The sequence below is a fragment of the Streptomyces sp. NBC_01013 genome (assembly GCF_045162765.1).
Classification (GTDB): Bacteria; Actinomycetota; Actinomycetes; order Streptomycetales; family Streptomycetaceae; genus Streptomyces.
Map to the genome: position 1 here is coordinate 6,363,340 of NZ_CP108687.1, position 22,928 is coordinate 6,386,267.

Consider the following 22,928-nt stretch of genomic DNA (forward strand, 5'->3'; position numbering starts at 1 on the left):
GCCCCGTTGTCAGTGGGGGGTCGTACGGTGGTTGCATGCGGCCCGTTTCGAAGATCGAACGTTCGGTGGCGCCTTTCGAGGTCGTCAGTCCCTACCAGCCCAGTGGCGACCAGCCCGCGGCCATCGCCGAGCTGGAGCGGCGCGTCCGGGCAGGTGAGAAGGACGTCGTGCTCCTCGGCGCGACCGGCACCGGCAAGTCGGCGACCACCGCCTGGATGATCGAGAAGCTCCAGCGCCCCACCCTGGTGATGGCGCCGAACAAGACCCTCGCCGCCCAGCTGGCCAACGAGTTCCGAGAGCTCCTGCCCAACAACGCCGTCGAATACTTCGTCTCGTACTACGACTACTACCAGCCCGAGGCGTACGTCCCGCAGTCGGACACCTACATCGAGAAGGACTCCTCGATCAACGAGGAGGTCGAGCGGCTCCGCCACTCCGCCACGAATTCGCTGCTCACCCGGCGGGACGTCGTCGTGGTCGCCTCCGTGTCCTGCATCTACGGCCTCGGTACCCCGCAGGAGTACGTGGACCGGATGGTCCAGCTCAAGGTGGGCGACGAGTTCGACCGCGACCAGCTGCTGCGCCGCTTCGTCGAGATGCAGTACACCCGCAACGACCTCGCGTTCACCCGGGGCACGTTCCGGGTGCGCGGCGACACCATCGAGATCTTCCCGGTCTACGAGGAGCTCGCCGTCCGCATCGAGATGTTCGGTGACGAGATCGAAGCCCTCTCCACGCTCCACCCACTCACCGGCGAGATCATCAGCGAGGACCAGTCGCTCCACGTCTTCCCCGCCAGCCACTACGTCGCGGGCCCGGAGCGCATGGAGAGGGCGGTCGGCCGCATCGAGAGGGAGCTGGAGCAGCGCCTCGCCGAGCTGGAGAAGCAGGGCAAGATGCTGGAGGCCCAGCGGCTCCGCATGCGTACGACGTACGACATCGAGATGCTCCGCCAGATCGGTACCTGCTCCGGCGTCGAGAACTACTCGATGCATTTCGACGACCGCGACCCCGGCACCGCACCCCACACCCTCCTCGACTACTTCCCCGAGGACTTCCTCCTCGTCCTGGACGAGTCGCATGTCACCGTTCCGCAGATCGGCGCGATGTACGAGGGTGACGCCTCCCGCAAGCGGACCCTCGTCGACCACGGCTTCCGGCTGCCCTCCGCCCTGGACAACCGCCCGCTGAAGTGGGAGGAGTTCCTCGGACGGATCAACCAGACGGTCTACCTCTCGGCCACCCCCGGCAAGTACGAGCTCTCCCGGGGCGACGGCTTCGTGGAGCAGATCATCCGGCCCACCGGCCTCGTGGACCCGGAGATCGTCGTCAAGCCCACCGAGGGCCAGATCGACGACCTGGTGCACGAGATCCGCAAGCGCACCGAGAAGGACGAGCGGGTCCTGGTCACCACCCTCACCAAGAAGATGTCGGAGGACCTCACCGACTACTTCCTGGAGCTGGGCATCCAGGTCCGCTACCTGCACAGCGACGTGGACACCCTGCGCCGTATCGAGCTGCTGCGTGAGCTGCGATCGGGCGAGTACGACGTCCTGGTCGGGATCAACCTCCTGCGTGAGGGACTCGACCTCCCCGAGGTCTCGCTCGTGGCCATCCTCGACGCCGACAAGCAGGGCTTCCTGCGCTCGGCCACGTCACTGATCCAGACCGTCGGACGTGCGGCTCGTAACGTGTCGGGCCAGGTCCACATGTACGCGGACAAGGTCACCCCGGCCATGGCGCAGGCCATCGACGAGACCAACCGCCGCCGCGAGAAGCAGATCGCGTACAACACCGAGCGCGGACTCGACCCGCAGCCGCTGCGCAAGAAGATCAACGACATCGTCGCGACGATCGCCCGCGAGGAGGTCGACACCGAGCAGCTGCTCGGCACCGGGTACCGCCAGACCAAGGGGGCCAAGGCGCCCGTGCCCACGCTGGGCATCAAGGCCGGTGCCGCGAAGGGGAAGGCCGCAGGGGACAAGGCGGCGGTCACCGACCGCCCGGCCACCGAGCTCGCCGGGATCATCGAGGAGATGACCGACCGGATGCGTGCGGCCGCCGCGGATCTGCAGTTCGAGGTGGCCGCCCGACTGCGTGACGAGGTGGGGGAGTTGAAGAAGGAGTTGCGCCAGATGCGGGAGGCGGGTCTGGCCTGATCCTGCCGCACGGCGTGTGTTGCAGGACCGACACAAAACGGCCCTCAGCGGCTGCGTCCGTGGTGTGACTGCGTAGGGTGCTGGAAAACCGCGCAAGGACGGTTGCGGGGACAGCGGAGAGGGGACAGCGCGTGACGGTCAATATGACCAAGGGTCAGGCCATCAGCCTGCAGAAGAGCGACGGGGGGACCCTGACCGCGGTACGGATGGGGCTCGGCTGGCAGGCGGCTCCGCGCCGCGGTCTGTTCGGCTCACGCACCCGGGAGATCGACCTGGACGCGTCGGCGGTCCTGTTCGCCGACAAGCAGCCGGTTGACGTCGTGTTCTTCCGGCACCTCGTCAGCGATGACGGCTCGGTCAAGCACACCGGGGACAACCTGGTCGGCGGCGCAGGTTCGGGGGGCGACGACGAGGCGATCCTGGTCGACCTCCAGCGGGTCCCGGTCCACATCGACCAGATCGTCTTCACGGTGAACTCCTTCACCGGCCAGACGTTCCAGGAGGTGCAGAACGCCTTCTGCCGCATCGTGGACGAGACCAACGGCCAGGAGCTCGCCCGCTACACGCTGGACGGCGGCGGGCAGTACACCGCGCAGATCATGGCGAAGGTGCACCGCTCGGGGAGCGGGTGGCAGATGACCGCCATCGGTACCCCGGCCAACGGCCGCACCTTCCAGGACCTCATGCCGGCGATCCTGCCGCACCTGTAGGCGGAGCCGGGCCCTCTGGGTCCGCATCACGACGCGCAGCTCCCGGCGGCATCGGCCGCCGGGAGCTGCACCGCATCGCAGCACGTCAAAGCGCCCGGTGCCGCTGCAGGACGGCACCACAGCAGGCACCGCACCGCACCGGGCGGTTCACGCGCCACGAACGACACCGGCACCGCACCAGGCGGTTCACCGCGCCACGAACGACACCGCACCGCGCAGAAGCAACTCGTCGAGGGGACAGGGCAATGACGGCCGAGCTGGTCCGGGGGCAGAACCACGGCTTGCCCCAGACCCGTCTGGAGATCCGGGTTTCGGCCGGCGCACCCGTCGTGGCCGGTGCCACGCTCGGGGACGAGCGCGGCACGGTGCACGGCGTCGAGTGGATAGCCCATCCCGGGTCGCCGCAGTTGCCGGGGTTGGAGGTGTCCAGGCAGGCCGCGGCCGAGCACCGGCTCGCGGTCGACCTCAACGCCCTTCCCGACGCGGTCCACCGCGTCACGGTGCTGCTGGCGCTGCCGCTGGAGGCGGGCGGCCCGACCCGTTTCGGGGCCGTGGCCTCGCCCTTCGTCGCCGTCACCGGCCTCGACGGCACGGAGATCGCCACCTTCACGCTGACCGGTCTGGACACCGAGTCCGCGGTCGCCGCACTGGAGCTCTACCGCCGGCAGGGGGCCTGGAAGGTCCGGGCGGTCGGACAGGGCTACGCGGGCGGTCTCGCCGCGATGCTCGCCGACCAGGGAGTCGCCGAGGCGGCCGGACTGGCGAGGTCGATCCAGGAAGCGGTCGCTCGCGGTCTGGCCCGCTCGGTGGCCCCGCCCCCACCCCGCACCCCGGAGGGCGACCGGGTCAGACACACCGGGAGCGCGTCGACCCAGGACGGCGGCCGGCCCCAGGCGGCGCCGCTCCCCGGCCCCCAGGACGAGCCACCCGCGCCGACCGCCACTCCGGTCGTCCCCGCCTCACCACCCGAGCCGGCCGCCACCCCGGGTGCCCCTTCCTCACCCTCCGCGGGCAGTCCCATCGACTACGCGCACCCTCGCCGCCAGTCGACGGCTCCCCCGCCTCCGCCGCCCGCCGCGCCTCCCGCTCAGCCCGGCCGGCCCGCCACACCCGTGGCGGGGGACGCGACGGGCTGGTCCATGGACGAGCGCCTCTACAACCAGGTCTGGGGCATGTTCGAGGACCTGGCCCGGGCCACCGCCGCGTACCGCAGCGCCGTCGACTTCGCCGAGTCCCGAATGGACCAGGAGCTGGAGCGGACCCTGTCCGACCCGCGCAGCCGGATCGGCGGCGCGGGCGACCGGGCCCGTGAGCAGGCCCGGGCCAAGCGCGACGAGCTGACCGGCCGGGCCCGCGAGGCACTGGACCGCGACCTCGCCCAGCTCACCGCCGAGGCCGCCGTGGTGGAACCCGCGCTCCCCGCCGCGTACGCGGGCTGGGACAACCCCGTCTGGCACGCCTATCGCGTCCCGATGGAGATCCCCATGGCCCTGCGGATCGGCGACCTCCATCTGCCGGAGAGCAGCGGGATACGCATCCCGCTGCTCGTCCGGCTGCCGCTGGAGCGCGGCATGTGGATCGACAGCGGGCGCACGGCGTCCGAGGCCGCCGCCCTGACCGATTCGGACCAGCTGCGTCGGCTCGCCATGGACAGCGCGGTCCTGCACGCGGCGCGGATGCTCGCCGTCTACCCGCCGAACGAGTTCTCGGTCCATGTCATCGACCCGGCAGGCTCCGCCGCAGCGGCACTGGCCCCGCTGGTCGACGCCGGGGTGCTCGCGAGCCCGCCCGCGTCCGGGCCCGGGGGAGTGTCCTCGGTCCTCGCCCACCTCACCCGGCGCGTGGACCTGGTGCAGATGGCGATCAGGGCAGGCGCCGCCGATTCGCTGCCGCCCGATCTCGACCCGGCCGAGCAACTGCTGATCGTCAATGACTTCCCCCACGGCTTCGACGACCGCGCCGTCACCCAGTTGCGCTATCTCGCCGACGAGGGGCCGTCCGTGGGCGTGCATCTCCTGATGGTCGCGGACCGGGAGGACGCCTCCGCGTACGGTCCGGTGCTCGACCCGCTGTGGCGGTCCCTGCTCCGCATCACCCCGGTCGCCGACGACCATCTGGCCGATCCCTGGGTCGGTCACGCCTGGACGTACGAGCCGCTCCGGACCCCGGCCGGCAGCCGCGTGCTGGAGCAGGTGCTCGACCGTGTGGCGGCGGCGCGGCGCACCGGACACCGCTGAGCCACCGGCTCCTCGATCCGTGCACACCTACTCCGACCTGGCGGTTTGAAGGAGTTTTACCTTCCCCTTTACCTTTTCTTGGTACTCCCTGTACTGTTCTTTGGGCGGAGGGGAGTACTCCCGAACGCGGCGTTCCCGTCAGTACGGACCGTGACCGGTCCCGGGGCGCCGGCCCAGGCGCGCATCCCGTGCGCCCGGGTGGAAGAGACCTCCGGCAGCGACGACGCTGATCAGTAGCCGTAGCGAACTGCCGGAGGCGCAGTGGACGTTTCATGGACCCTCTGGGCGCTGACCATTCTTGGTCTGAGCGCCCTCATCGCCGTCGACTTCTTCATCGGGCGCAAGCCTCATGACGTGTCGACCAAGGAAGCCGGAATCTGGACGATCATCTGGATCGCGCTGGCGGCCCTCTTCGGGCTCGGCCTGCTCGTTTTCGGTGAGAGTCAGGCCTCGGGCGAGTTCTTCGCCGGCTTCATCACCGAGAAATCGCTGAGCGTCGACAACCTCTTCGTCTTCGTGCTGATCATGGCGAAGTTCTCGGTGCCTTCCCACCTGCAGCAGCGGGTGCTGCTCGTCGGCGTGCTGATCGCGCTGGTGCTGAGGGCGATCTTCATCGCCGCCGGCGCCGCGGTCATCGCCAACTTCTCGTGGGTCTTCTACATCTTCGGCGCGTTCCTGATCTACACCGCCTGGAAGCTGATCCAGGAGGCGCGGGCCGACGAGGAGGAAGAGGAGTTCGAGGAGAACCGTCTCCTCAAGAACATCGAGCGCCGCTTCGGTGTCGCCGACCGGTACCACGGCACCAAGCTCTTCATCCGCAACAACGGCAAGCGTGTCCTGACCCCTCTGATGGTCGTCATGCTCGCCATCGGCACCACCGATGTGCTGTTCGCGCTGGACTCCATCCCGGCGATCTTCGGTCTGACCCAGGACCCGTACATCGTGTTCACCGCCAACGCCTTCGCCCTGATGGGGCTGCGGCAGTTGTACTTCCTGATCGGTGGCCTGCTCAAGAAGCTGGTCCACCTCAGCTACGGGCTCTCGGTCATCCTCGGCTTCATCGGCGTCAAGCTGGTGTTGCACGCGCTGCACGAGTCCGGGGTGCACGTTCCCGAGATCTCCATCCCGGTGTCCCTCGGCGTCATCTGCGGGGTGCTCGTGATCACCACGATCACCAGCCTGATCGCCAACAAGAAGACGGCCGAGGCCGAGGCCGCAGCGGAGGCCGGGAAGGCCCAGACTCCCGCAGGCAAGGGCGCCGGCATGGACGCCTGAGCGGAGGCGGGGGGTGTGGGGGCGCGATCCGCGCCCCCACACCCCCCGCCGTCGTCACCAGCCTCGCGCGCGCCACTCGGGCAGTCGCGGCCGCTCGTCGCCCAGAGTGGTGTCGTGCCCGTGGCCCGGGTACACCCACGTCTCGTCCGGCAGTGGGGCGAAGAGCTTGGTCTCCACATCGTGCAGCAGGCTGTCGAACGCCCCGGGGACCTCGAATGTGTTGCCGACCCCGCCGGGGAAGAGGCAGTCCCCGGTGAACAGGTGCGGAGCGCCGTGCGGGTCGTCGTACAGGAGGGCGATCGAGCCCGGCGTGTGGCCGGTGAGGTGGCGGGCGGTCAGGGCGACCTGCCCGACCCGGATCGTGTCGCCGTCCTCGACGAGCACGTCCGTCGGCACCGGAATCCCCTCGGCGTCGAACCGCCCGGCGTAGGTGCGCGCACCGGTGGCCGCGACCACCTCGCCCAGCGCCTGCCAGTGGTCGCCGTGCCGGTGCGTGGTGACGACCGAGGCGATCGAGTCGTCACCGATCAGGCGCAGAAGGGTCCCGGCCTCGCTCGCCGCGTCGATCAGCAACTGCCCTCCGGTCGCCCGGCAGCGCAGCAGATAGGCGTTGTTGTTCATCGGGCCGACCGCGACCTTGGAGATCATCAGGTCCGTCAACTCGTGTACGTCCGCACGTCCGCCGACCTTGACCGTTCCGCTGTACGTCATGCCTCTCAGCCTATAGCGGGGGCAGGACGGGGAGGGTTCCGCCCTCGACGGTCAGGGCGGCCCCGTCGCGCCGCCCGCTGAGCCACCCGAGCAGCTCGGCCGCCGTGCCGCGGACCACGACTGACCCGCCCACCGCGCCGCCGCCGGTCGTCCAGAAGCGGCCGGTGTCGTCCGCTACGCCCGTCGAGACGATCGCGGGGTGCCCGGCGAAGCGCTCGGCCAGAAAGTCGATCCCCCGCGCGGTGTATTCGTCCGGCAGGTCCTCCAGCTCGTAGCCGATCCCCAGGTCCACGTGGTGCAGCTCCACCTCGTTGCGGCGGCGGAAGGGGATCCGGGAGGCCGAGTCCGTCACGCCGTTGCGCAGCGTGACGATGCGCGACCAGTCGGCGGGGGCCGCGGCGGCGCCCGCGAAGCCGGCTGCGCTCGTGGCCAGGTCGGCCAGCTGTTCCGCCTGCGGACGTGGCGCGTCGCGCTCGATGTCGCGGTCGCGGGTTTCGCTGTCTGCGTACATGGGCCGGCCCTGGAGAACATTTACGAGCGCGTCGGCGTTACGTGAGAGGTGCGCGACGACATGGCCCCGGCTCCAGCCCGGGAGGCGCGACGGTGCGGCGAGTGCCGCGTCGTCCAGTTTCTCCGTGGCGCTGAGCAGCCGGTCGGTCGCTTCTCGCAGTGCGTCCAGGTCGTGCGCATGATCAGTCATGGGGCCGAGCCTAGCCTCGCCACTCATTTGGGTGAAGGAGTCATCAGCCGTCCGTAAATCGAATGCGCGTGCTATACGCTCGGAGTCGAAAGCTTCGTACATCGCTGTGGCACCCCCCATACCCTGGGGCAGGGGCTCAGTTCCCCCGCTTCTCTCTAGAAAGGTGCGGACCGGCGTGACCGACCGTCTCATCGTCCGTGGCGCTCGCGAGCACAACCTCAAGAACGTCTCGCTCGACCTCCCCCGCGACTCCCTCATCGTCTTCACCGGGCTCTCCGGGTCGGGCAAGTCGTCGCTCGCGTTCGACACGATCTTCGCCGAGGGCCAGCGGCGCTACGTGGAGTCACTCTCCTCGTACGCCAGGCAGTTCCTCGGCCAGATGGACAAGCCGGACGTCGACTTCATCGAGGGCCTGTCGCCCGCCGTCTCCATCGACCAGAAGTCGACCTCGCGCAACCCGCGCTCGACGGTCGGCACCATCACCGAGGTCTACGACTACCTCCGGCTCCTGTTCGCCAGGATCGGCAAGCCGCACTGTCCGCAGTGCCACCGGCCCATCTCGCGCCAGTCGCCCCAGGCCATCGTGGACAAGGTCCTCGGCCTGCCCGAGGGCAGCCGCTTCCAGGTGCTCTCGCCGCTGGTGCGCGAGCGCAAGGGCGAGTTCGTCGACCTCTTCGCCGACCTGCAGACCAAGGGGTACAGCAGGGCCAGGGTCGACGGCGCGACCATCCAGCTCTCCGAGCCGCCCACGCTCAAGAAGCAGGAGAAGCACACCATCGAGGTGGTCATCGACCGCCTCACGGTGAAGGACACCGCCAAGCGCCGGCTGACCGATTCGGTCGAGACCGCGCTGGGCCTTTCCGGCGGCATGGTCGTGCTCGACTTCGTCGACCTCCCGGAGGACGACCCCGAGCGTGAGCGGATGTACTCCGAGCACCTCTACTGCCCGTACGACGACCTCTCCTTCGAGGAGCTGGAGCCGCGCTCCTTCTCCTTCAACTCCCCCTTCGGCGCCTGCCCCGACTGCACCGGCATCGGTACGCGCATGGAGGTCGACCCGGAGCTGATCGTCCCGGACGAGGACAAGTCGCTCGACGAGGGCGCGATCCACCCCTGGTCGCACGGCCACACCAAGGAGTACTTCGGCCGCCAGATCAACGCCCTGGCCGAAGCCCTCGGATTCCGTACGGACATTCCCTGGGCCGGGCTTCCGCAGCGCGCCAAGAAGGCCCTGCTGCACGGCCACAAGATTCAGACCGAGGTCCGCTACCGCAACCGCTACGGGCGCGAGCGCGCCTACACCACGCCCTCCTTCGAAGGCGCGGTGCAGTTCGTCAAGCGGCGCCACACGGAGGCCGAGAGCGACTCCAGCAGGGAGCGCTTCGAGGGCTACATGCGCGAGGTGCCCTGCCCGACCTGCGAGGGCACCCGGCTCAAGCCGATCGTCCTCGCGGTCACGGTGATGGAGAAGTCCATCGCCCAGGTCGCGGCGATGTCGATCAGCGAGTGCGCCGAGTTCCTCGGCCGGCTGAAGCTGAACGCCCGCGACAAGAAGATCGCCGAGCGGGTGCTCAAGGAGGTCAACGAGCGGCTGAAGTTCCTGGTCGACGTCGGCCTGGACTACCTCTCGCTGAACCGCGCCGCGGGCACCCTGTCCGGCGGCGAGGCACAGCGCATCCGGCTCGCCACCCAGATCGGCTCCGGCCTGGTCGGCGTGCTTTACGTGCTGGACGAGCCGTCGATCGGCCTGCACCAGCGCGACAACCACCGGCTGATCGAGACCCTGGTCCGGCTCCGCGACATGGGCAACACGCTCATCGTCGTCGAGCACGACGAGGACACCATCAAGGTCGCCGACTGGGTCGTCGACATCGGCCCCGGCGCCGGCGAGCACGGCGGCAAGGTGGTCCACTCCGGATCGCTCAAGGAGCTGCTGGCCAACGACAAGTCGATCACCGGGCAGTACCTGACCGGCAAGAGGTCGATCGCGATGCCCGAGATCCGGCGTCCCGTGGACCCCTCGCGTCTGCTCACGGTCCACGGCGCCCGGGAGAACAACCTCCAGGACATCGACGTCTCCTTCCCGCTCGGCGTGCTGACCGCCGTGACCGGTGTGTCCGGTTCCGGAAAGTCGACACTGGTCAACGACATCCTCTACACCCACCTGGCCCGCGAGCTGAACGGCGCGAAGTCGGTGCCCGGCCGCCACACCCGGGTCGACGGGGACGACCTCGTCGACAAGGTGGTGCACGTCGACCAGTCGCCCATCGGCCGGACGCCCCGGTCCAACCCGGCGACGTACACCGGCGTCTTCGACCACGTCCGCCGACTGTTCGCGGAGACGATGGAGGCCAAGGTCCGCGGCTATCTGCCGGGCCGGTTCTCCTTCAACGTCAAGGGCGGCCGCTGCGAGAACTGCTCGGGCGACGGCACGATCAAGATCGAGATGAACTTCCTGCCGGACGTGTACGTCCCGTGCGAGGTCTGCCACGGAGCGCGCTACAACCGGGAGACCCTGGAGGTCCACTACAAGGGCAAGTCCATCGCCGAGGTGCTGGACATGCCGATCGAGGAGGGCCTGGAGTTCTTCGAGGCCGTCCCGACCATCGCTCGTCACCTGCGAACGCTCAGCGAGGTCGGTCTCGGATACGTCAGGCTCGGCCAGTCCGCGCCGACGCTCTCGGGCGGTGAGGCCCAGCGGGTGAAGCTGGCCAGCGAGCTCCAGAAGCGTTCGACCGGGCGTACGGTCTACGTCCTCGACGAGCCGACCACCGGTCTGCACTTCGAGGACATCTCCAAGCTGATCAAGGTGCTTTCGGGCCTGGTCGACAAGGGCAACTCGGTGATCGTCATCGAGCACAACCTCGATGTCATCAAGACCGCCGACTGGGTCATCGACATGGGCCCCGAGGGGGGCAACGGCGGCGGCCTGGTCATTGCCGAGGGCACTCCGGAGTTCGTGGCGGGTGTCCCCGCCAGTCACACCGGGAAGTTCCTCCAGGGCATTCTGGACGCGGACCGGGTGAGCGAGGCGTCCGTACCCGCGGCGCGCAAGCCGGTACGGAAGACGGCCGCGAAGAAGGCGGTGGCCGCGAAGTCCGTGCCCGCGCGGAAGACAGCGACCGCGAAGACCACGGCGAAGAAGGCCACGGCGAAGTCCACCGGGACGGCAGCGGCGAAGAAGCCCGCGGCCAAGAAGCCGGCCCGCGCGCGCAAGGCCTGACACCGGGAATCACGCGGTGCGAGGTGGCGGTCCTCCTGAGGAGGCCGCCACCTCGCCGCGTCCCGCCCCTTGCGAGCTTCGCAGCACCCCGGATAGGCCCTGACCAGGCACGACCGCGCTCGACCGGCCCGCGCGCGGACGCGTCCGTCTCCGCCGGTATCGTCGGTTACGTCACCGCTGTCCTGCCGCCCCGGGCGTGCCGGGCCGCCCTGGCGCCCTCTGCCCCTCTGACCCGTGGAGACCGCATGTCCGGCCAGCCCACCGCCCGCCGCACTGTACTCAAGGGCGCCGCTCTCGCAGGCGTCGCCGGGCTGGGAGTGGCCGCCTGCTCGACCGACTCGAAGCTGGGGCACGCCCAGACGCCGACCCCCACCGCGCCCGTCGAGCTCGGGGCTCCCGACGAGATCCCTGTCGGTGAGTCCAAGCTCTACCGTGAGCAGCGCGTCATCGTCAGCTGCCCGGCCAAGGGCCAGTACAAGGCGTTCAGCGCCCAGTGCACCCACGCGGGCTGCCTGCTGGACAAGGTCGAGAAGAACGAGGGGCACTGCCCCTGCCACGGCAGCCTCTTCGACACCACGACCGGCAAGGCCGTGCACGGTCCCGCGACCGTGCCGCTGCCCTCTGTCCCGGTCAAGGTCGAAGGCGGAAAGCTGATCGCGGGTCCCGACGCCTGACCCGGCCGCCCCTGAGGTGTCCGCCTCATGCCCGGCCCCCGTCGATGCCGACCGGACCAGGGCGCCCTGCTCCACCGGATCGCCGGGCCGGCGAGCGTGAGAGCGGCCCGCAGCGGCGCTGTTTCGCGACGGGGTCGCAGCGGTGCGGTCGGCGTGACTACCCGCGCGTGTGTGTCTCCGGCAGTGACTCCGGCGGCGTGACCTGATCCCCCGGCCCGACGATCCACCCCAGGCGGGCAGCCCGCCAGCCCAGCTCGATCCGGCTGGAGGCGGCGGCCCGGTCCATCAGCTCCCTCACCCGGCGCTGCACGGTCCGTCGTCCGATCCGCAGCTGTCGGGCGATGCCGAGGTCGGTGAGTCCGGCGAGCAGCAGGGTCAGCAGCTCGATGTCCTCGTCGGCGAGGTCGCACCGCGACTGATCGGCCGTGGGGTGCAGTGGCAGCGCGGACTCCCACGCCATCTCGAACAGAGCGACCAACGCGTCCAGGAGCGGGCCCGCGTAGATGTGAACGACCGTCTGTCTTCGCGACGCGCCGGTGCGAACGGCGAGGAGAGCCGTGGACCCGTCGACGATGATCATCTTGACCGGCACATGGTGAAGGACCCGGGCGCGCTCTCCCGCTTCGGTGTACTGGCGGATCTCCTTCTGTGCCCCGTCGCGCTCCAGGGCCATCCGGTCGTAGACCGTCCGGTACGTCACCCCCGCGGCCAGCCGCTCGAGCTCGACCCCGTTGACGGGCTCGGACACCAGGTACGGCGGGGCGTCGAACCGCACGACCTCCCGGCGCGCCGTGCGCTGGATCTGCTGGTAGCGCAGAGCCACCTCCGCCTCGGAGGTGACCTCGGCCATGCCCTCCGTGCCCTCGGTGCGGGGTGCTCTGTGGTACTCCCCGGCGAGCCGGTCCAGGGCACCCCGGGCTGTCTTCAGCTCATTCATACGCGCCATCAGCAACACCTCCCCCGCTATGTCCGGCGGGGACGGAATCAGCTGTGCCGGCAACTCGTCGGTGACGGTCACCAGCCCCTTCTCGACGAGTCCGTCAACGGCCTCGGCCGCATGCCCGGCGCTGAGGCTGAGGTGGTAGTGGATCCGGTCCGCATCAGCCCGTCCGGCGCGGACGAGCAGTTGGTACACCTGCGACTCGGCGTTGCTCAACCCGAGCGTCTCCAGCATCTGCGCATCTCCCTCAAAGGCTCCGGAAAGGCCCGTCCGCCCGGATCACCTGGCGTCGTAGCGTGTTCGGGACACCTTGTTCCACCCGGGCCGGCGGCATGGCCGCGGGTTCGTGCATCCGTGAACGCGATGACAGTACGGCCCGTTTACGCAGGCAGGGCGCCCGGCGCAGGGAATTCTCCCCGCACCGGGCGCCAGGTTTCCGCCCGACGGACTGATCGTTCAGGACCTCACTTGAGGGCGTAGGCCCGGGTGACGGTCTGGACCGTTCGGCTGCCCGCGGAGTCCCAGACCTCGGTCTTGAGGGTCACGAAGCCGTTGGTGTCGGCCAGCTCGGGGTGCCACAGCAGTGCCTGGAAGGAGTTGTCGTCCTTGCGCAGCATCGCGGCGGACTTCCAGGTGGCGCCGTCGTCGTAGGAGACCGAGACCTTGGCGCCGGCGATCGCGGTGGAGCCGGCCCAGCCCTTGGGGCGTCCCGCGTTCACGGTGAAGGTGTACGGCAGTCCGGCCCGCGCCTGGTTGAGCACGTTCAGCGGCAGGTCGTAGTCGAGCAGGATCACCGGCATGGACTCACAGAACTTGGGCGCGGGGACGAACTCTGTGTCGCAGCCCTTGATGGCCATGGTGGTCGGTGCCGCCTGGCTGAAGTTCCACTCGGTGTGGATCTGCTTGCCGAGCTCGACGCCCGGGAGGTCGGTGGCCAGCTTCTGGTCGAAGACGTACCGGTAGTCCGCCTTCTCCTGCGCCAGCTCGCCGAAACCGGTGATCGGCTCGCCGTTGCGGTAGTAGCTCCAGGTGCCGGTCAGGCCCGACAGGGTGTGGGTGGGATCGTTGTCGGCACCGTTCCAGCCGGGGAGTTTCTGCCAGACGTCGGAGCGGCAGAACAGACACGGCCCGAACTCGTACGGGGACACGCGCATCGGCGCGTCGAACCAGCTCCCGGTGTAGGACTTGCCCGGGGTGAGGTAGGTGGCGCGCTGGCCGTTCATCGTCCAGGTGGAGGAGTTGAAGGTAGCCGACACGCTCGGCTGGTACGTCACCCCGGTGCCTGCGAGGAAGTAGTCGTCGCGGGTCGTGCCCTGGTAGAGGGGCTGGCCGACGGAGCCCGTGGTCGCCTGCAGGGCACCCCAGATGTTCATGTTCTCGGCGCCCAGGCGCCGGGCGCCGTCGGAGTGGAACGTATGGGTGACCTTGGCGAAGTCCTTGACGTCGACGGTCATGGCCAAGTCGGCGGGGATCCGGTCGTCGGTGAAGTGCGGGTTGTAGGTGTAGCCCGACTCCAGGACGCCCTTCAGGTCGATCCGGACCTTGTCCTTGGCCAGCAGAGCCTTGAGGGTTGCGGCGTTGTCGTACGTGGCATGGGCGACCGGGATGGCCTGTCCGGCGAGGACGCCGCTTCCGCTCGGCCCGGGGTTTGCAGGGGCCACGATCACCGCGACGGCTCCGGCAGCCGTGGCCCTGGCCGCCTGGTCGTCCGCCTTGGTGACGTCGGCCACGGAGACCAGAACGGTCTTGCCCTTTACGTCGGTACCGGCGAAGTCCTGCTCGGTGCCGGCGCCCAGGTCGACCAGCTCGGTGCGCTTGGTTCCCTCGAAGCGCTTCGCGTACACCGAGGACTTCAGCGGGACGGTCACGTGCCCGGGGCCCGTCACCTCCAGTTGGACCAGCGGTTCGCGCTGGGCCAGGGCGGTCTCCAGGCGCAGCGCGCCGGTGGTGGCGGCGGCGCTGGGGATGGCACCTTGCCTGAGGTCGGTGAGGTTGAGCAGGTTGGCGATGCCGCTAAAGCTGGAGTAGCCGCCGGCGGTGCCGGGGTCACGGACGATGAACGTGGACACCTGGCCGTTCTCCAGCGGCCGCTTCTCCCCCTTGATCTTCACGCTGAGGTCGGTGGCGGTGGTGCCGTCGACGGTGAGGATCTGGTCCCGGTCACTCACCTCGATGTTCGGCACGCTGAACAGGTCGGCCGCGTAGGAGATCGCTCCCCCGGCAGGGTCCGCCGAGTAGAGCGAGCCCTCGATGGAGTACTTGCCGAGCGGCACCGACAGGGTGGCCGTGCCATTGGCGTACATGGTCTGGCTCTGCCAGAAGTGGTTGTCCATCCCGTGCAGGGTGAACCTGAGCGCACTGGGGGCTTTCCCGAAGCGGTCCGTGACCTTGAGCGTGACGTCGTGCTGCTCGACCGAGGTGACGAAGCCGAGCGCGGCGTGCACCGACTCGCCGCTGTCGGAGGTGGCGGTGACCGATCCGCCGTACTGGCCGGCCTTCAGGCCGTTGTTGTCGAGCGTGACGACGACCTCGGCGGTGCCGCCGGCCGGTACGGTGACCCGGCCGTCGGAGAGGCCCGCTCCCGACAGCGACAGTGTGCCGGACGGGACCGCGGTTCCGCTCGCGTCCTTGGCGTCGGCCGCCACGGTCACCACGGTGTCGGTGGCGGCGTCGTTGTGCAGCGTCAGGGTGCGGCTGCGCGTGGGGTAGGTGCCCTTCTGCCACGGTATGACGCGGAAGTCGGCGGTGCCGGACAGCTCCAGCGTCGGGTCGAGGGCGGCGGGGATGTCGACCCGGCCGTAACCCTGCTGGTAGACGGTCTGGTCGGCAGCGGACTTGGCGTGCGCGGTCAGTGCTTCCTTGATGCGCTGCCCGGTCCAGTCGGGGTGGCGCTGCTTGAGGATCGCGGCGGAGCCGGCCACATGCGGGGTGGCCATCGAGGTGCCGCTGAGCGTGGTGTAGTCGGTACCGACCGGAGTGCCCAGGTTGGTGCCGGCCGCACGAGCGGCGACGATGTCCACGCCCGGGGCGGTGATCTCCGGCTTGATCGCCATGTCGCCGAGGCGCGGGCCCCGGCTGGAGAAGTCGGCGAGCGCGTCGGACTTGTCGACGGCGCCGACGGTGAGGGCCGCGTCGGCGGCGCCGGGGGTGCCGAGGGTGCTCTCACCGGGGCCTGAGTTGCCGGCGGCGATGACGAACAGGGTGTTCGAGGAGGCGCTGAGCGAGTTGACCGCGTTGGTCAGCGCGTCCTCACCCGGTGTGTCGGTCCCGCCGAGGCTCATGCTGACGACATCGGCACCCTGCTCGACCGCCCACTCCATACCGGCCAGGATGCTGGAGTCCGGGCCGTGCCCGCTGTTGTCGAGCACCTTGCCGATCAGCAGGTCGGCGCCGGGGGCGACGCCCTTGTACTTGCCGCCCGAGTCGGCGCCGCTGCCCGCGATGGTGGACGCGACGTGGGTGCCGTGACCGTGACCGTCCTGGACCGTCTGGCCGCTGATGAAGCTCTGGCTCTGGACGATCTCGGACTTGATGTCGGCGTTGTTCAGGTCGGCACCGGTGTCCAGCACGGCCACCTTCACGTCCTTGCCGTCGTACCCCTTGGCCCATGCCTCCGGGGCGCCGATCTGCGGCACGCTCTTGTCCAGTGAGACCTGCGCCTTGCCGTCGTACCACAGCTTGCTCACCCCGGCGGTGCCTGGCGTGACCGCCGGACCGGCGCCCCTGGCAAGCGAGCGGGTGGGCTTGACGGCCTGCCAGAAGCCCTTCGCAAGGCGCTTGTCGACGCGCACCGCGGACAGCCCCAGCCGGGGCATGACCCGCTCGCTGTCGCTGCCCGGTAGGTCCTCGGTCTTCTGCTTCAGGGCAGCGGCGGTCTGCTTCCCCTGGAAGTCGACGATGGCGGGGACCTCGTCGGTCTTCGCGTCGCCGTAGCCGTCCCTGATCATCCGGGTGACGTTGAACAACTCGCCGTCCACCGTGCTGGAGGCGAGGGCGGCCATGGCGTCCTCGGGGTAGACGTACAGGTCGCCGTTCTTTCCGCCGGAGGTCTGGAACGTCTTGGACGTTCCGGTACCGGAGAGGATGTTCACCGACTGCTTGCCGTCCGGCCCGGTAGTCAGCGCGACCTTGTCCCCGGTGACCAGGGTCACCGTGGAGGTGGTGGACCCCTTCTGCTGGGTGGACGGTGCGCCCGAGGCGCTCGGGCCGGCCGACTGCGGCACGGCTGCTGCCGCGCCGGGCAGGCTCGTCAGAGACAGGACGACCGCCGTCGCCACCGCACCGACGGCAGCGCTACGCCGTCGTCTCTCGCGGGTTGTACGCATCAGGACTCCTTACACAGGCTCAACAGGCGTGCGCGTCAGGGGAACTGGTGCTCGGTCACACCACAGTGAACCAACCGAACGTCCGGACGATGCCGCGCACGCCGGAACCTAGTTGCCCGCAGCGCACGAGAACCAGATGCGCCGTGGCGGCTGTGCGTCAGATGGCGCCTTGTCGCCACGCGCGTTCGTTCGCATGCCGGACCCCGCTACGTGAAGGGCCGCCACCCTGCACGGCGGAGGCGTGCCGACACGTGGACCGTGCACCGGCACCGGGGGGCGCCGAGCGTGTCCGGGTCCGGCCGGGAGGACAGCGCCGGTGCCTGGCCGGTCAGGGACCGTCGGAGACGGTTCGAAGGAGAGGAAGTGCGACAGGTGCACTCCGCGTCACGAGCCGCCCGGATCCCGTCACCCGGGCGGAGCGCGCCGGCGGCCGCCGGCGCTCCGGAGAGGAGCAGGCCGAAGGACGGTCCGGGTCCGTCCCCGCGCGGTCCGGACCGGCCATCGCGTCGGCCGTCACCGGGGCACTCCCGGAGCGTGGGCTCCGGCAGCGCAACCGCGGGCCCACTCACCCTCCGCGGTGCCACGATCCTGCGCAGCCGCCGCGGGGCGCGGCGGCCGCCCGGCAACCCGTGCACGCGGCTGACCAGGAGAGCCACGCGCGACAGCGTGCTGTCACTGGGCGCCAGTAGGGTGGGAGACATGGCAGACCCCTCCAGCTACCGCCCCAAGCCGGGACAGATCCCCGACTCCCCGGGGGTCTACAAATTCCGCGACGAACACCGCCGGGTGATCTACGTCGGGAAGGCGAAGAGCCTGCGCCAGCGCCTGGCCAACTACTTCCAGGACCTGGCCGGCCTCCATCCCCGCACGCGCTCGATGGTGACCACCGCCGCGTCCGTGGAGTGGACCGTCGTCTCCACGGAGGTCGAGGCCCTCCAGCTCGAATACTCCTGGATCAAGGAGTTCGACCCCCGGTTCAACGTCAAGTACCGCGATGACAAGAGCTATCCCTACCTCGCGGTCACGCTCAACGAGGAGTTCCCCCGCGTCCAGGTGATGCGCGGCGCCAAGAAGAAGGGCGTGCGCTACTTCGGTCCGTACGGGCACGCCTGGGCGATCCGCGAGACGGTCGACCTGATGCTCCGGGTCTTCCCCGTCCGTACCTGCTCCGCCGGTGTCTTCAAGAACGCCGCCAGGACCGGCCGCCCCTGCCTCCTCGGCTACATCGGCAAGTGCTCGGCCCCCTGTGTCGGCCGCGTCACCCCCGAGGAGCACCGCGAACTGGCCGACGACTTCTGCGACTTCATGGCGGGTCGCACGGGCGCGTACATCCGCCGCCTGGAGAAGGAGATGACGGCGGCGGCCGAGGAGATGGAGTACGAACGCGCGGCCCGCCTGCGCGACGACGTGGGGGCGCTCAAGCGCGCCATGGAGAAGAGCGCGGTCGTGCTCGCCGACGCCACCGACGCCGACCTGATCGCGGTCGCGGAGGACGAGCTGGAGGCGGCGGTCCAGATCTTCCACGTCCGGGGCGGCCGGGTCCGCGGCCAGCGCGGCTGGGTCACCGACAAGGTGGAGAACGTCGACACCGCGGGCCTCGTCGAGCACGCCCTCCAGCAGCTGTACGGCGAGGAGACCGGCGACTCCGTCCCCAAGGAGGTCCTCGTCCCGGCCCTCCCCGAGGACCCCGAGGCGGTCTCCCAGTGGCTGGCCGGCCGCCGGGGCTCCCAGGTCAGCCTGCGCATCCCGCAGCGCGGCGACAAGAAGGACCTGATGGCCACGGTCCAGCGCAACGCCCAGCAGGCCCTGGGGCTGCACAAGACCAAGCGGGCCTCCGACCTGACCACCCGGTCCCGGGCCCTGGAGGAGATCGCCGAGGCGCTCGGCCTCGACACGGCCCCGCTGCGCATCGAGTGCTTCGACATCTCCCACCTCCAGGGCGACGACGTGGTGGCGTCGATGGTGGTCTTCGAGGACGGCCTCGCCCGCAAGGGGGAGTACCGCCGCTTCCAGATCAAGGGCTTCGAGGGGCAGGACGACGTCCGCTCGATGCACGAGGTGATCAGCAGGCGGTTCCGGCGCTACCTCCAGGAGAAGGAACGGACGGGGGAGTGGGAGGAGGGAGCCGCCGCCACGGGCGCCGTCCCGGGCCCCACTGCGGCCGCCCCGCCCGGGGCCGCCGACCCCGCTGTCGTGGGAGCCGTCCCGCCCGGTCCCGAGGCCATCACCGCACCCGGCGCCGAAGCCGTCGGTGTGCGGGAAGCCGCCGCGCCCGCATCCGCCGGCCCCGCACCGGCCGGCCCCGTGGACGCCGAACCCGCCGAGCCGCGTGAGGACGACGGCCGGCCCAAGCGCTTCGCCTACCCGCCGCAGCTCCTCGTGGTCGACGGTGGGCAGCCCCAGGTCGCCGCGGCCAAGCGCGCCCTGGACGAGCTGGGGATCGACGACATCGCCGTCTGCGGCCTGGCCAAGCGCCTGGAAGAGGTCTGGCTGCCCGATGACGACGACCCGGTCGTCCTGCCCCGTTCCAGTGAGGGCCTCTACCTCCTCCAGCGCGTCCGGGACGAGGCACACCGTTTCGCCATCACCTATCAGCGCGCCAAGCGGGCCAAACGCATCCGCTCCAGCCCCCTGGACGCGGTCGCCGGTCTCGGGGAGACCCGGAAGCAGGCGCTGATCAAGCATTTCGGCTCCGTCAAGAAGCTGAAGCAGGCGACAATCGACGAGATCTGCGCGGTTCCGGGGATAGGCCGCAGGACGGCGGAATCAGTGGCTGTCGCCCTCGCCGCGGCCGCCCCGGCCACGCCCGCCGTGAACACGGCGACAGGAGAGATCATTGAAGAGGACGACGGGGGCAGCACGACATGACCGAGAACGAGAATGAACACGGGCACGACCGCACAGACCGAGCAGACGGAGCAGCACACGTGAGTACGGGCACCTCGATCGAGACGGGCGACAGCACGGTGGCCATCCCGGAGCTGGTGATCATCTCCGGAATGTCGGGCGCCGGCCGCAGCACGGCGGCCAAGTGTCTGGAGGACCTCGGCTGGTTCGTCGTGGACAACCTGCCGCCCGCGCTGATCCCCACCATGGTGGAGCTCGGTGCCCGCTCGCAGGGCAATGTGGCGCGGATCGCCGTCGTCGTCGACGTCCGGGGCCGCCGCTTCTTCGACAACCTGCGGGAGTCCCTCTCCGACCTGGAGGCCAAGGGCGTCACCCGGCGGATCGTCTTCCTCGAGTCCTCCGACGACGCACTGGTCCGCCGCTTCGAATCGGTCCGCCGCCCGCACCCCCTCCAGGGCGACGGCCGCATCGTCGACGGAATCGCCGCCGAGCGCGATCTGCTGCGCGAGCTGCGCGGCGACGCCGACCTGGTGATCGACACCTCCAGCCTCAACGTGCACGAACTCCGCGCCAAGATGGACGCCCAGTTCGCCGGTGACGAGGAGCCGGAGCTCCGCGCCACCGTGATGTCCTTCGGGTACAAGTACGGGCTGCCCGTCGACGCCGACCTGGTGGTGGACTGCCGCTTCCTGCCCAACCCGCACTGGGTCCCCGAGCTGCGCCCCTTCACCGGGCTCAACGAGGAGGTGTCCGCGTACGTCTTCGACCAGCCGGGCGCCAAGGAGTTCCTCAACCAGTACACGGAGCTGCTCCAGCTCGTCGCCGCGGGCTACCGTCGCGAGGGCAAGCGTTACGTGACCATCGCCGTCGGCTGTACGGGCGGCAAGCACCGCTCCGTGGCCATGTCGGAGAAGCTGGCCGCCCGGCTCGCCACCGAGGGGATCGAGACCGTGCTCGTACACCGGGACATGGGGCGCGAGTGACCAGTCGCAACATGCGTCTGCGCAGGCTGCGCAGGGGCGCCCCCCTGTCCGGCCGCAAGCGCGGCGCACAGCCCAAGGTCGTCGCGCTCGGCGGCGGCATGGGCCTCTCCGCCTCGCTCACCGCGCTGCGGCGGATCACCGGAGATCTGACCGCCGTGGTCACCGTCGCCGACGACGGCGGATCCAGCGGCAGGCTCCGTGAGGAGCTGGGTGTCCTGCCGCCCGGCGACCTGCGCAAAGCGCTGGCCGCCCTGTGCGGCGACGACGAATGGGGCCAGACCTGGGCCCGGGTCATCCAGCACCGCTTCCAGTCCAAGGGCGACCTGCACGAACACGCGGTCGGCAATCTGCTGATCGTCGCCCTCTGGGAGCAGCTCGGCGACCACGTGCAGGCGCTGGACCTGGTCGGCAAGCTCCTGGGGGCGCACGGGCGGGTGCTGCCGATGTCCGCCGTGCCGCTGGAGCTCCAGGCGCTCGTGAAGGGGCACGACCCGGAGCGCCCGGAGGACGTGGACACGGTGCGCGGCCAGGCCACCGTGGCGCTCACCCCGGGCGAGGTCCAGTCCGTGCACGTCGTCCCCCACAACCCGCCGGCCGTCCCCGAGGCGGTCGCCGCGGTCCTGGACGCGGACTGGGTGGTGCTCGGCCCCGGGTCCTGGTTCTCCTCGGTCATTCCGCATCTGCTCGTGCCCGATCTGCTGGACGCACTGATCGAAACGAAGGCCCGGAAGGTCCTCTCGCTGAACCTCGCACCGCAACCCGGTGAAACAGATGGCTTCTCTCCGCAGCGTCATTTGGAGGTTTTGGGACGACACGCCCCTAAACTCGCCCTGGACGTGGTGCTGGCCGACGAGGCCGCCGTGCCCGACCGCGAGTCCCTCGCCGACGCCGCAAAACGGCTCGGCGCCGCGGTCGAGCTGGCGCCCGTGGCCTCACCCGACGGCGATCCGATTCACGACCCGGAGCTGTTGGCCGCCGCGTACGACCGTATTTTTCGGATGCATGGAAGGATCGGCCCATGGCGATGACGCCAGCGGTGAAGGACGAAATCTCTCGGCTTCCCGTCACCCGGACCTGCTGCAGGAAGGCAGAGGTCTCGGCGATTCTTCGGTTCGCGGGTGGGCTGCACCTGGTGAGCGGCCGGATTGTGATCGAGGCTGAGCTGGACACCGCGATGGCGGCGCGCCGGCTGAAGCGGGACATTCTCGAAATCTTCGGGCACAGCTCGGAGCTGATCGTGATGGCTCCCGGCGGATTGCGGCGCGGTTCCCGCTACGTAGTGCGGGTGGTGGCGGGCGGCGACCAGCTGGCCCGGCAGACGGGCCTGGTGGACGGTCGAGGCCGACCCATCCGCGGACTCCCCCCGCAGGTGGTCTCGGGGGCCACCTGCGACGCCGAGGCCGCCTGGCGCGGGGCTTTCCTGGCCCACGGCTCGCTCACGGAGCCGGGCCGCTCGTCCTCGCTGGAGGTGACCTGCCCGGGCCCGGAGGCGGCGCTCGCGCTGGTCGGTGCCGCCCGCAGGCTCTCCATCGCGGCGAAGGCCCGTGAGGTGCGCGGCGTGGACCGGGTCGTCGTCCGGGACGGCGACGCGATCGGTGCCCTGCTCACCAGGCTCGGCGCCCATGAGTCGGTGCTGGCCTGGGAGGAGCGGCGGATGCGGCGCGAGGTCCGCGCCACTGCCAACCGGCTGGCCAACTTCGACGACGCGAACCTGCGCCGGTCCGCCAGGGCGGCGGTCGCCGCGGGAGCCCGCGTCGGGCGCGCGCTGGAGATCCTCGGCGAGGAGGTCCCCGAGCACCTCGCGGCGGCCGGCCGGCTGCGCATGGAGCACAAGCAGGCCTCGCTGGAGGAGCTGGGCGCCCTCGCGGACCCGCCGCTGACCAAGGACGCTGTCGCCGGACGGATCCGCCGCCTTCTGGCGATGGCCGACAAGCGGGCCCAGGACCTCGGGATCCCCAGCACGGAATCCACCCTCAGCGAAGAGCTGGCCGACGGCCTGGTCGGCTGATTCGCGCACGTGCCGGCGAGCTGCGCCGGGAACGCGCCGCGCACCCGCGGCTGTTGACACTGCGTAGTCGTCGCGGCGGGCGGGCCGGACAACCGGAGGCCCGTACTCCTACTGGGGAGTACGGGCCTCCGCCGGT

General features: G+C 70.1%; 14 protein-coding genes. 10 read left to right on the forward strand and 4 right to left on the reverse strand.

Going from position 1 to position 22,928, the window contains the following annotated elements:
• Nucleotides 1-35: 35 nt before the first annotated feature.
• The 4 genes from uvrB to OG538_RS27740 all read left to right on the forward strand — a co-directional run bounded on the left by uvrB (nucleotide 36) and on the right by OG538_RS27740 (nucleotide 6,381).
• Nucleotides 36-2,159 carry an excinuclease ABC subunit UvrB gene (gene uvrB / locus OG538_RS27725; protein WP_406098069.1) on the forward strand — a complete coding sequence of 708 codons (2,124 nt, stop codon included), beginning with the start codon at nucleotides 36-38 and terminating at the stop codon, nucleotides 2,157-2,159.
• A gap of 131 nt (nucleotides 2,160-2,290) precedes the next feature.
• Nucleotides 2,291-2,869 carry a TerD family protein gene (locus OG538_RS27730; RefSeq protein WP_266777464.1) on the forward strand — a complete coding sequence of 193 codons (579 nt, stop codon included), beginning with the start codon at nucleotides 2,291-2,293 and terminating at the stop codon, nucleotides 2,867-2,869.
• Between the two features lie 245 nt (nucleotides 2,870-3,114).
• Nucleotides 3,115-5,106: a TerD family protein gene (locus OG538_RS27735; RefSeq protein WP_406098071.1), complete on the forward strand. Its 1,992-nt coding sequence runs from the start codon at nucleotides 3,115-3,117 to the stop codon at nucleotides 5,104-5,106.
• Between the two features lie 261 nt (nucleotides 5,107-5,367).
• The gene (locus tag OG538_RS27740) at nucleotides 5,368-6,381 is read left to right on the forward strand and encodes a TerC family protein (protein WP_406098073.1); all 1,014 of its coding nucleotides are present in this window, start codon (nucleotides 5,368-5,370) and stop codon (nucleotides 6,379-6,381) included.
• 54 nt (nucleotides 6,382-6,435) lie between these two features.
• On the opposite strand, the gene OG538_RS27745 is transcribed toward OG538_RS27740, so the two are convergent.
• The gene (locus tag OG538_RS27745) at nucleotides 6,436-7,092 is read right to left on the reverse strand and encodes an MBL fold metallo-hydrolase (RefSeq protein ID WP_406098075.1); all 657 of its coding nucleotides are present in this window, start codon (nucleotides 7,090-7,092) and stop codon (nucleotides 6,436-6,438) included.
• A 10-nt stretch (nucleotides 7,093-7,102) separates the two neighbouring features.
• Nucleotides 7,103-7,792: a maleylpyruvate isomerase family mycothiol-dependent enzyme gene (locus OG538_RS27750; protein WP_406098077.1), complete on the reverse strand. Its 690-nt coding sequence runs from the start codon at nucleotides 7,790-7,792 to the stop codon at nucleotides 7,103-7,105.
• Nucleotides 7,793-7,967: 175 nt separating this feature from the next.
• Between OG538_RS27750 and uvrA the strand changes: the two genes are divergently transcribed.
• Both uvrA and OG538_RS27760 read left to right on the forward strand, forming a co-directional pair.
• Complete coding sequence (gene uvrA, locus OG538_RS27755; RefSeq protein ID WP_406098078.1) at nucleotides 7,968-11,015, forward strand: excinuclease ABC subunit UvrA; 3,048 nt, start codon at nucleotides 7,968-7,970, stop codon at nucleotides 11,013-11,015.
• 245 nt (nucleotides 11,016-11,260) lie between these two features.
• Nucleotides 11,261-11,689: a Rieske (2Fe-2S) protein gene (locus tag OG538_RS27760; protein ID WP_366797241.1), complete on the forward strand. Its 429-nt coding sequence runs from the start codon at nucleotides 11,261-11,263 to the stop codon at nucleotides 11,687-11,689.
• 157 nt (nucleotides 11,690-11,846) lie between these two features.
• Here OG538_RS27760 and OG538_RS27765 read toward each other — a convergent pair whose 3' ends face one another.
• Together OG538_RS27765 and OG538_RS27770 are read right to left on the reverse strand one after the other, a co-directional pair.
• The gene (locus tag OG538_RS27765; RefSeq protein ID WP_406098081.1) at nucleotides 11,847-12,863 is read right to left on the reverse strand and encodes a helix-turn-helix domain-containing protein; all 1,017 of its coding nucleotides are present in this window, start codon (nucleotides 12,861-12,863) and stop codon (nucleotides 11,847-11,849) included.
• Nucleotides 12,864-13,093: 230 nt separating this feature from the next.
• Entirely contained in the window at nucleotides 13,094-16,954 is a 3,861-nt protein-coding gene (locus OG538_RS27770) for a S8 family serine peptidase (RefSeq protein ID WP_406098083.1), read from the reverse strand.
• 699 nt (nucleotides 16,955-17,653) lie between these two features.
• Here OG538_RS27770 and uvrC point away from each other — a divergent pair.
• The 4 genes from uvrC to whiA are packed head-to-tail and all read left to right on the forward strand — an operon-like array spanning nucleotide 17,654 to nucleotide 22,792.
• Complete coding sequence (gene uvrC / locus OG538_RS27775; protein WP_406098085.1) at nucleotides 17,654-19,822, forward strand: excinuclease ABC subunit UvrC; 2,169 nt, start codon at nucleotides 17,654-17,656, stop codon at nucleotides 19,820-19,822.
• Entirely contained in the window at nucleotides 19,819-20,784 is a 966-nt protein-coding gene (rapZ, locus tag OG538_RS27780) for an RNase adapter RapZ (RefSeq protein WP_406098087.1), read from the forward strand. Before uvrC ends, rapZ begins: the two co-directional genes overlap by 4 nt.
• Nucleotides 20,781-21,812, forward strand: a complete 1,032-nt coding sequence (yvcK, locus tag OG538_RS27785) for a uridine diphosphate-N-acetylglucosamine-binding protein YvcK (RefSeq protein WP_406098089.1) — start codon at nucleotides 20,781-20,783, stop codon at nucleotides 21,810-21,812. Before rapZ ends, yvcK begins: the two co-directional genes overlap by 4 nt.
• Nucleotides 21,803-22,792 (forward strand): DNA-binding protein WhiA, encoded by a 990-nt coding sequence (gene whiA / locus OG538_RS27790; protein WP_024494235.1) that lies wholly within the window; start codon nucleotides 21,803-21,805, stop codon nucleotides 22,790-22,792. Before yvcK ends, whiA begins: the two co-directional genes overlap by 10 nt.
• Nucleotides 22,793-22,928 lie beyond the last annotated feature (136 nt).